At 39.0% G+C, this 10640-nt stretch carries 5 protein-coding genes and 2 tRNA genes; 3 read left to right on the top strand and 4 right to left on the bottom strand.

Annotated elements, in window-relative coordinates; genetic code table 11:
* Positions 1-9: 9 nt before the first annotated feature.
* From DDZ16_RS12495 to DDZ16_RS12480, 3 genes are all read right to left on the bottom strand, one after another.
* A complete protein-coding gene (locus tag DDZ16_RS12495; RefSeq protein WP_109264814.1) occupies positions 10-1020 on the bottom strand; it encodes a glutamate ligase in 1011 nt (336 codons plus the stop codon).
* A gap of 802 nt (positions 1021-1822) precedes the next feature.
* Complete coding sequence (locus DDZ16_RS12485) at positions 1823-2575, bottom strand: LytR/AlgR family response regulator transcription factor (RefSeq protein WP_109264812.1); 753 nt, start codon at positions 2573-2575, stop codon at positions 1823-1825.
* 43 nt (positions 2576-2618) lie between these two features.
* Positions 2619-3455: a LytR/AlgR family response regulator transcription factor gene (locus tag DDZ16_RS12480; protein ID WP_109264811.1), complete on the bottom strand. Its 837-nt coding sequence runs from the start codon at positions 3453-3455 to the stop codon at positions 2619-2621.
* 529 nt (positions 3456-3984) lie between these two features.
* On the opposite strand from DDZ16_RS12480, the gene DDZ16_RS12475 reads away from it, so the two are divergent.
* The 3 genes from DDZ16_RS12475 to DDZ16_RS12465 all read left to right on the top strand — a co-directional run bounded on the left by DDZ16_RS12475 (position 3985) and on the right by DDZ16_RS12465 (position 5764).
* Complete coding sequence (locus DDZ16_RS12475; RefSeq protein WP_109264810.1) at positions 3985-5157, top strand: DUF6051 family protein; 1173 nt, start codon at positions 3985-3987, stop codon at positions 5155-5157.
* Positions 5158-5481: 324 nt separating this feature from the next.
* Positions 5482-5554 (top strand) — tRNA-Gly (locus tag DDZ16_RS12470).
* Positions 5555-5692: 138 nt separating this feature from the next.
* Positions 5693-5764 (top strand) — tRNA-Thr (locus tag DDZ16_RS12465).
* A 46-nt stretch (positions 5765-5810) separates the two neighbouring features.
* Here DDZ16_RS12465 and DDZ16_RS12460 read toward each other — a convergent pair.
* Entirely contained in the window at positions 5811-10229 is a 4419-nt protein-coding gene (locus tag DDZ16_RS12460) for a M6 family metalloprotease domain-containing protein (RefSeq protein WP_109264856.1), read from the bottom strand.
* Positions 10230-10640: the final 411 nt, after the last annotated feature.

The following is a 10640-nucleotide window of genomic DNA, read 5'->3' as shown; positions in this document are numbered from 1 at the left end:
GACAGCTTTTTATTTTGCATTTAAAATGGCATCTAAGACATACTTTTCAACATGTCTGTTTTTACCGATGTAGGGAAAATTGTGCATGGAAAGCATTGCCGGTGCATTAAGCTCAACTACAATATAGTTGTTGAATGAAGGTTCTTTATTTAGGTTACAGATAATAATATCAATACCGGCAATCTTAAGTCCTGCTGATTTTGCTGCCTTAACTGCTACTTCTTTGTAATAATCAGGCATTTCATCTGTTACGTCGATGCTGTCTCCCCCTGTACTTAGGTTGGAATTCTTTCGCAAGTAAACTTTTTGGCCATTTGGAAGGACTGAAGTTAAAGAGAGAGACTGTGCTTTCAGATGCCTGTCAACCTCTTCATCTGTTTTTATTTTTAAGAGGGGATGGGTGTAATCTTCCCCCCGGTTTGCATTTTTGTTATTTATTAATTGTTGAATGGTGGATTGACCGTCGCCCATCACATTGGCAGGTTCACGAAACGCAATGGCCCTGACCTGATAGTCAATAACCAAAAAACGATATTCCCGGCCAGGGAAATATTCCTCTGCAATGACCTTGTCAGAATGTCTGAAGGCATAGTTTATGGCTTGATGTAGATCTTCCTGATTTTGGATATTGGTGCTTACAGCTATTCCATGATCAGTATCAGTGGGTTTAACCACAAGTGGAAATTGCAGTGATTTAAAGTCTTTGTCATTGTAGGTAGATTGCAATAGAACTCCTGATGCATGGTGAATATTGTTTCTTTTCAGGAATAGTTTTGTCATCCACTTGTCATTTGAAATCCAATACGCAATAAGGCTGTTGGCGTCCGAAATAGTGCCCTCATGAATGACGTATTCTTTATTGTTGTATTGAACAGCTACCAAATTGTTCTCAGTATCAAGAATTTCAAATGGCAGTCCTCGCTCTAATATTTCGGAGATAATGATTTGAGTTGTGGCTTCAAAATTCTCATAGCCTTTTAGAGGCGAAAAACTATATGATGGAACTTGGCTTTTTTGCATAGCATTGATAATTTGAATTCAAATTTAAGGTCTTTTTTTGATGAATTGGAATTGGAGGGTGATTTGGTTCTCTTGTCCATGTTTATAGCCAAAAAATTGGAGAAAAAAACTTTTACATCTTGTTCGGAAAAAGGTCTCTTGTTTGAAAGCAATACTCCGTTAAACTTTTGTAAAAGGCTATCAAACAGCTTTTGGGGTTACGTGTGGTTGCTTTTAAGCTCTGTTTATTAGCGCTATATGGATCGTCTTAAATCTTTCCTGATGGCCGCCAGGCAGGTATTTAAAAATTAACGATCTATTGTGAAAGGTAAAGTTAGAAAAAAGAAAACGCGCAGTGTTTGGGAATGCGCGTTTTCTCTTTAACTTCTGGGACCGGTTAAGGATCTTGAGCGGGGTTAAATTCAAGGGCTAAAAACAGGTTCACGGAGCAGGCCAACTATTAAGACCATGTTGAGAAAAGTAAAAGCCATTTTACTCCTGTGAACCCGTTTTTAATTAAAGGTTAAGATGAAGCCAGAGTTTCATTACTGACATTTGGGCATTTCTGTTATAGGATTTGGGCTTAAGAAGAATCTCTTAAAAAATCCGGACAATAGAAAAACTTCTCAATCCTCTTTTGGAAAAAAAGAGAAACAAAAAGGCCATTGTCCGGATTAAGATGCTGGGTTGCACTACATAATTAAATGCAGTTCAAAGTTGGTGGATAATAATGATATAAAAAAGAGATTTTCGAGTTACTTTCTGAATGGCGGGGTTTACTTTCTGAATGGCGGGGTTGGCTTTCCGAATGGAACATTTTATGTTAATCAGAAAGGGCTTTTTTATCGAAATATTCATCCAAAACCTTCATTCCTGACTTAGTAATCAGCAATTCATACTCTTCAATTCCATCAAACATCATACATTTTCGCTGGGTGCGATTGACTTCTCTAAGATATTTGAGGTTAATTACAATTGATCTTGAAATTCGGAGGAAATTACTTTGATCAATTTTTGAAAGAATCTTGCCCATGTTTTGGGCCAAAAAATGATCTGTTTGTTTTGCCAAAACCATTTTTGTATACATTTGGTCAGCCTCAAGACAAACTATTTCAATGGGATTAATCAGGATAAATCCGTTTTTGGTTTTAAAGCGCACCGTGTTGTCATCCAATCCTGAAACATTGTTTTCTTTGTCTCTTTCCATTGCTTCAATGGCGGGCTTTTTTAATTTTTGGATACAACGGTTAAGCCTCTCCCTGCTGACAGGTTTTAGAATGTAATCAATGATATTGTATTCAAATGCTTGAATGGCATATTCCTGGTGAGCTGAGACAATGACAATTTTTGTATTAAATCTGGCATGGTAAAGCTCTTTCGCAATTTCCATTCCCGATTTATCGCCAAGGTGGATATCCAGAAAAAGGACATCCGGTCTGAGTGTTGCAATTTTTTCGACCAATTGATCTGCGTCTGTAAATTCTCCCACTATATTGAAGTCAAAAAAATCACTAACCATCCGACTGATAACTGAAAGAGCACCTGGCTCATCATCGACAATAACTACCTTTTGCATTTCGAGTTACTTATAAAATTAAGGTTTTCTGGTGTTCCTCTGATTAATTCTCAAAAAAATTCTTAACGACGGCATGATACCCCCTGGATACCGGGATTTTTTCGTTTTCCGGACTGGATAAAAGTAATTTCAGGTTATGGCCTTCTTTCTTAACCATGCTGACTCGTTTTACATTCACCATATAAGATCTGTGACACCTGAGTAATAAAGAGTTTTCAAATTCTTTTTCAAGGTTTTTCAGGGTGTTTCTGATTAGAATAGATTTATGCTGGTCGTTTTGTAAATACTTTATTGATATATAGTTGTCTGAAGATTCAATGTATAATAAATCTTCCGCCTTTAAGGAAATTCGTAATACACCCTTTTCATCGCGGAAGGGGATGAAATTTGAATTGTGCCTCAGCTGTTTTAATAGATTGTTCAGGCTGATGGTTTTAGCTTTCCATGCAAAAAACAGAATGCTTATTACATAAGGTATTAGGAGGATGAGAGCTGTATTTTGAATGGCGAGGTATAACAAGTGGCCAAATTTACGTTCATCTTTGATGAATGCTTTTTCGGCTATGGCATAAATTGCTGCCATGAAAAGGATTTCCCCGATTACCATGAGTACATAGTACCGGATAGTTACGGGCTTCTTCTTTTTTATAAGAAACATTAATAATAAGCGGCTGATTAAAACCACAAGCATTCCGGCTATAACCAATAAACCGGAGTAGAGTGAAAACTCCCACCAGCTTACATTGTACCAATCGCCTGAACCAAAAGGGCGATAAATGTTAATGAAAACATATGCAAATAAAGTGGTGAACAGTACCTGGAGTATTGTATTCTTTTTTGTAATAAAATATTCAGGTATAAGCCGTTGTCCCTTCTTCATTTTTTTATGATTGGTTTTGGGATAAATTTTAGCTGCTTAAAAGTCAAAATTAATGATATTTGTCAGAAATCAATAATATATGATTTGGGCTTCCTGTACTATTAACAGCAGAGAATAGCCGGTGATGGCTCATTTCATTGGTGTGGGAATGATTTTTTAATGACCTGTTACCAGTCTTTTGATATTAAACTAGTCAGCTTGGTAATGGCAATTCATTCAGTTCTTTAATGTTATTATTTGGTCATGTGTCTCAAAATCTAACGATCTATTGTAATGATGATCTCTTTTTTGAATTTTGAATTTTTAAGATTCAAAATTACATTTTGTATTTAATAAAAAGTGTTGTTCAAGAGAATGTTTTTTGTGATAATTGTCATGTGTTTCACTGACCCCTCAAGAAGTTTATTCGTCCCACTCCTTGTGTTGTTTATCCCAAAAGGCTGTTGATTACTACATTTGAGGTCGGTGTTTATAGAAAATATTGCTCCTTTGTAAAAGGAAAACCGAGTTGCACCAAAATTTCTAATCTATGGCGTTTTTAAATGAACTGGATGATTTACTGCGTCAACAATTCGACATTAATAAACCATTCCTGGCGTTTGATGACAAAGTTGTTTGTCATACATATGCTTTTTCTTCTGAGATGAAAAATGAGTTTTCGTCACATACTGAAAAGAATAAAAAAATAGGAGATGGCGAATTGGTTGCCCAAAATGACAGAAACGGAGATTTTCGATATGCTGTTTTTAGTCCGGCCGGAGGAGGTGATAGAGAGCGTGCCATCATATTGTTACACGGGCTGAATGAAAGGAGTTGGGACAAGTATTTGACATGGGCTTACAATTTGACCAATCTTACCAGGAAGCCGGTTGTTTTATTTCCTTTGGCCAATCACATTAATCGCTCACCGGAATGGTGGAGTTTCCCCAGAAAGATGGCAGATGTAGTGAAAAAGCGTCAAAATTTTTATGGAAAAATTCCTAATAGTTCTTTCGTTAATGCTGCTCTGAGCTCCAGAATTGATCATTGTCCTCAGGTTTTTATGTCATCCGGCCTTCAAAGTATTTCTGATATAGTAAAACTTACAGGTTCTATTCGTTCAGGCAAACATTCCCTTTTTAGGAGGGGTGCCGAAGTTGATTTTTTTGCTTACTCAATTGGCGCCCTGGTAACTGAAGTTTTGCTAATGGCTAATCCAATGAAACTCTACTCCCGAAGTAAAGCCTTCTTTTTTTGCGGTGGCTCTACTTTTGATCAAATGGATGGGCGTTCCAGAAGTATTTTGGACAATCGTGCTTTTAGCTCATTGAGAGAATTTGTCACTAAATCTGATTTTTTCAACTTAATTTCTTTACTCCCTAAGGGAATCATTCCATATGGGAATGCCTTAATTCAGTCATTTTCCTCATTGGTTACATTGAATAAGTGGCAGGACAACTACAAGTCCGCTCTTGATCTTTTATCCGGAAGGGTTTATGCTATTGGATTAAAACTTGATAAAGTTATTCCCGCAGATGCTATTTACAATACAATTTCCATGGGGGGATTTTTCAATAATTTTTCTTTGTCAGACTTTGACTTTAAGCACAGCCATGAAAATCCTTTCCCAATCCGGGATAGTTCTGTATCAGGAAATGTAGATGAGGCTTTTTGTAATATTTTCAGTAGGGCCTCCGGCTTTTTAAGGGGTACGGGTGAGTAAGGTTAGATTTCTTACTTGTAGGTTAATAAGCAGGGAGCGCTGAAAAGCGCCTACTTTATTAGCGTTTAAAATTTTAAATCACATCAACAAACTCCTAAGTGTAAGATTATTCCACATCAAAATCGGATTTCTTTGCACTTTTGACTTTTTCAGCTGTCCCTAAGTAAATTGTTTTTCTGCTCTCCATAATTTAAAAGTCGCTGCAAAAACGTTTGTGGCGACTTTTTCGCGTTTTGGAGTGTGTTTTTTATTCGAAATAGTTTTGCGTGAAAGAAATTTTTTCTACTTTTGCACCGCCTGACAGGGGAAAGCCTGATGGGAAATGCGAAAATAGCTCAGTTGGTAGAGCACGACCTTGCCAAGGTCGGGGTCGCGGGTTCGAGTCCCGTTTTTCGCTCAAGCATTATTTCTTAACGAAGAAATATAAAATATTCTTTGAGTTTTGAGAAAATGAAAACTCAATTGTTAGAAAGATAGAAAGGGTTTTTTCCTTAGTTGGATTCCCTTTTTTTTTATCACTTAAAAGTATGTTATTGCCGATGTAGCTCAGTGGTAGAGCGCTTCCTTGGTAAGGAAGAGGTCACGGGTTCAAATCCCGTCATTGGCTCAATAAAAAAGCCTTCACAAGATTAATTTGTGAAGGCTTTTTGTTTTTAGTGCTTTTTAATGATTTTCAGGCGATGAGCCTGTCCGTCCTCGTTTTTTATCAGCATCATATATAAGCCTGGCTTATGTACACTAAAAGGCCAAATAATATCCTGACCACCAAAGATAGTCCTGCGTTCTATCATTTTGCCTGTGATATCATACAACTCTATTTCAAAAGTGCCGTGGGGTAAGCCGGTTATTGTACCATTGGTATTTACCGGGTTCGGGTTGAATTTAAGTTGTTCTTTCCACTCTTCACTAATAGCGGTGTTAGATACAGTCATGGCTATTTGAACCGACGTGTCACTATTTACATCAACAACATCCTCATATTGGTCATAATCAGTCATTGTTATAGTATACGATTGCCCCGCACCGGAGGAGACGCCCGAAAACCGGGTTTCTCCGTTGGCATCAGTAATCATTGTTTCATTGTTAAATGTGATAGAAGCATTTTGTATTGGATTGCCAAATTCATCTTTTATTATGAAAGTCACAGAATAACACGGTTGAATCTGTATTGTTGTGGCAGTAGCTGATTCCATATTGACGTCTCCGTAGATTGCACTTACTGTATAATCATAAAGGGAGCAGTCAGAAACTATGTCAGTATAAAGCGCGTTTCCAAAACCAAAAGTTCTGCTTATCTCGGAGCCATCTTTGTAAATTGCATATTCAACGTTCCCAACATACATTGAAGGGGCACTGGATGCAGTACTTTGAGTTTTACGTGGATTTTTTCGGGGTTTTGAAATGTTCTCTTTGTGTCTTTCTGCTTTAGAAAAAGTAGTGTTAGGAGCCGGAAAGGTTGGCTCCATTGATAATGCTCCAAGTTCAGGTCCTACTCTTAAATCATCAAGCAACAGAACAAAGGTGTCGTTGCCCACACTTTGGATGGCCACCTGAATTTTTTGTCCTACATAGGATGAAAGGTCAGATTCAAAGCGAGACCAGGAAGTGGGAACTGGTTCTTCCTGGAGCAACGTTGTCCAGGTTGTTTGACCCGATGGTTTAACTTTGATGTTAATAATTTCTTTGCCCCATGCACCCTCACCAGATCCTTCATAAAGCGTTTTTCCCATAAATGAGAAAAAGTCTCCCTCTTTTACGGTAAATTCGGGAGAGATAATCCAGTCGTTATTGGGTGTAAGAGGCTCTGCAGCTGCAAAAGCCGCCAGGACTTTGTCTCCTGACCATGGTGCCATATCATATCCTGTCTGGAGTACTTCTTCTGAAAATGCATCAAATACCATAAATGCCATAGGGTTGCCTTCATTCTGGAAGGTAACCCCGCCAATTCCATAGGTTTCAGATTGATCATTGTCGATAAATTGCCATCCGTCAATGGAGGTGTGGAAGGAGTGGTAATGGTCAAAATTATCATTAATGACCGGATCCCACTTTAAATCAATGGTTTGGTAATCCTTTGTGTATGATAAATTTGATGGGGCAATAGGATCAAACGGTTTGAGGGCGATTGACAGAGTTTTTGATGCATCAGTAATGAATCGGTATGATTTTGCAGTATATTCATTTTTGAAAACATCAATATGTTGGTATAATTCATTATGAATGGCCTGGAATAGTGTTTGACCCGAACCATCAGTATAAAGTGTGTCTTTGTCATTATAGACCACCATAGCATTTTCAATAGCTGCATTTTCCGGATCAGTGACCGAAACGGTGATATCGTAGATGTTGGGTTCTGTTTCAAATAATTCTGTTACTGCATCCGTTTGATAACAGTGGTCTGATGAATAGTATTCATAGAATGCAAAATAATAATCGGATGTGTGCTCAAGTCCTGACAATGAAATGTCGTTGCCTGTTCCATTGTAAATTACATAAGTGTTGTTGCCAAGCTTTTCTCCTGATCCAAAATTTGAATTAGCTGTATACGAAATACCATCATCCGGAATCTCATAAATTGCGGAGTCTTTTCTTGCAAGTACAAGCAGTGCATCTCCATTACCACGGTCCCATGTCAGATTAATAGTTGTTTTAGTGGAGTCGGAGCTGGAAATGTTAGAAACTGAAATATCTGGCTTTACCTGACAGGGGCTTGTGTTGTAAACTGTTACTTCATCAATGCCAATGCCGTAGCCATAGTTGGAAGTTCCTTCAAAAGCTATTTCAAGTGACTCTGAATAAGGTATGTCAATTATTCTTTCAGCCCACTCAGGGGTGTGAGCCCCATAATAGGCTATCTCTTCCCAAACCCCCGAGCTTTGAGTTCTTACAAGCACTCTCATTTCGTCCTGGTCTCCTTCCCATTCCGACTGAATGTGTCTGAATTTTAATTGATAAGATTCGGTGCTTTCCAGGTTTAGAGGTGGTGAAATTAACCTGGTAGCAGGACTTGTATAACCTTCCTGAAAAAATGATGCGTATAACGTTCCCTCATATGGAGCTACCTCGATATTGTTCACTTTTACCGGGCCGGTACCCCATTGTGTATCTCCTGACCTGAATTCCTGGGACCAGTTGATGAGCTCACTTTCAAAACCGTCTGTCCATGGGAAACTGGATACTGCAGCCGGCTTTGTTTGGGCACTGTCTTTTAAATTTGCTGAATAGATGTCGCCTTTGTTACTCCAAATGGAGTAATGATAGTTGGTTAATGAATTAAGGTTTGTATGGGTTTCAGCTGTTTGGCTGTCTCCATAATAAAGTACAGTTCCTCCTCCAGAAATAGTTTCGCCTACAGAATATGTTTGTCCATCTACAGGGGCTCCAAAAGTGCCATCGGAACTCCAGGCTACTAAAACCGGATAGTTCTCGGTTGCAGGGGTCCAGGAGAGATCTATGTTTTGATCATCTGCAGCAATGGCGTCAAAATCGATAGGAGACCCATCCTGAATGCTCATGAAATCAAATGTAATGACATCATCGGTCTTGCCAATGGCGGTCATACTTCTGTTAAACCCTTGTCCATCCCAGGTTTCCATGGCAGGGGAGGTGTCATCTGTAAGTGCTGTTACATTGGCTGATCCGGGGAAAGGGCACGATGCATTCCCGATGGTTCCATTTGCAGCAATGGGGTAAAAGGCCTGGTGCGAGTCCACATTGATGGTGTTGCTTTGGCGTCGTTCTTCTATCAGGTTTCCGTCTACATGATAAACCAACATTCCTCCGCCGGGCAAATAGGCATCAAACCCGGTTTTCTGTCTGTTTTCAAGTAAAATATATTCATTAGCGACAGGGCTGTTGATCCTCAAAACTTCTCCCGAATTGTAAACCGGATTAAGAGTTATACCGGCAGGCTCATCAATAACAGTGACATCCACCCATCCCAATTCAGCTTTTGAGAATGGATTGTGGTGGGCAGGAGTGGAGCCGCTCGGTGAACCGTTGTATGTTCCACTGGCCATTATATCCCATACACCTGTTCCCGGATATTGCCCATCGGTCTCCTCATTCGTATCGTAGAAATCCAGAAGACCAAGGTTGTGCCCAAATTCGTGACATATCACTCCAATGGTGTTTATATCGCCTGAGGTACTGCGCCATTCGGGCTGGATGGTGTATTGATCGACTACAACGCCGTTAAATGTTCTTTCTGATTCTGAAACCCCCCAGGATGAGAAAGAATAGGAGTGCGACCATATGTCCGTTTCATCGGAGGTTACTTCTTGGCCGGCCCCCTGATGAATGATGGCAATTCCCTCAACAACGCCATCTCCATCATTGTCGAATTGGGAAAAATCGATTCCTGAAGCGGCAGCTTGTTGGACTGCCTGAAGGGCAAATTCACCCCATTTTTCTTCCGAACCGTAGTAATCGTGGTTACCTGGCACTTCTACCCATTCACTGACAGTGGTGTTAATGGTTAATGCACCTTTACTTACCTCCTGGTAGTAATCTCTAAAGCTTCCGGTGCCATCGTAATCGGCCTGATTCATGAAATCATCAAACTTATTGCTTGAGTAAGTGGTGTCTGTATCCGAAAAATTAGCAAGAATAAGTAATAGGTTATTTTCCCCGGAAGAAGGATAGAAGGTTGACATGGTCGAACTTTTGAGGAACGATCCGTATTTTTCGTCTCTTTTTTTATTGAAAGCATCTCTGCTGACTCCAATGTTTTGGGAGATGGAATTGAGAAAGTTTGTTTCAGATGTCTCTCTTTTATCAGGATTGGATGCTCTAATGCCGGAATTGACAACTTCTCCTGATTTTAACAAAGAAGCATACTCAAAAAAACCATTTTCAGTTTTTAAGATACGATAGCCATCGGTTGTTGTTATCCAGTTATACCATTCATCGCCATGTATTTTTATTGTGAGTGAACTGCCATCTGGCTGCTTTACTTCTTGCGGGTAAGGGTAAGCCCCTACAGCATAAGTATTCTGGATGGATGAAATAAAAAGGAATACTCCAAACAATATGATAAAGAAGAACTTCATGTTCCTATCCGATAACCCCATGATCTCTGCCTTTAGAAAAGTGTATGGCATTAAATTTTTTAAAGAAATTTCAGTTTATTCTGACCTCTGGCCATACAGGAAAATTACCTCAAATATATATCTTTGTTAACGGAAAACAGCAAAAAAAGTTCCAGGATTTCCTTCTCAGGATACGGGATTATTTAGGAGCTGCTGAAAAAGTCAAAAGGGCAGAATTTACAAGCCGCCCAATCGAAGGAGTATTGAAATGCTTCGGGATTGACCCGGTGTAGTATATTTTGTTCTTTTGATTAGCCATTTTACATATAATCAAGTGCAAAGAAATTCGAGTATATTGTGAGATAAACTTGCACTTAAGTGTTTGTTGAGATGGTTTAAAGTTCTAATAGTTAATGAAATATGCGTTTTTCGGAGCTCCCTATTAATTTGAAT

This window comes from Marinilabilia rubra, from assembly GCF_003121985.1.
Lineage (GTDB): Bacteria > Bacteroidota > Bacteroidia > Bacteroidales > Marinilabiliaceae > Marinilabilia > Marinilabilia rubra.
Note: the sequence above shows the minus strand (reverse complement) of the source record. Positions and strands in the feature narration are given on the sequence as shown.

Bases quoted from the DNA above. Each gene is read 5' to 3' on its own strand.
- DDZ16_RS12495 (WP_109264814.1), bottom strand. From the start codon at position 1,020: ATGCAAAAAAGCCAAGTTCCATCATATAGTTTTTCGCCTCTAAAAGGC.
- DDZ16_RS12485 (WP_109264812.1), bottom strand. From the start codon at position 2,575: ATGCAAAAGGTAGTTATTGTCGATGATGAGCCAGGTGCTCTTTCAGTT.
- DDZ16_RS12480 (WP_109264811.1), bottom strand. From the start codon at position 3,455: ATGAAGAAGGGACAACGGCTTATACCTGAATATTTTATTACAAAAAAG.
- DDZ16_RS12475 (WP_109264810.1), top strand. From the start codon at position 3,985: ATGGCGTTTTTAAATGAACTGGATGATTTACTGCGTCAACAATTCGAC.
- DDZ16_RS12460 (WP_109264856.1), bottom strand. From the start codon at position 10,229: ATGGGGTTATCGGATAGGAACATGAAGTTCTTCTTTATCATATTGTTT.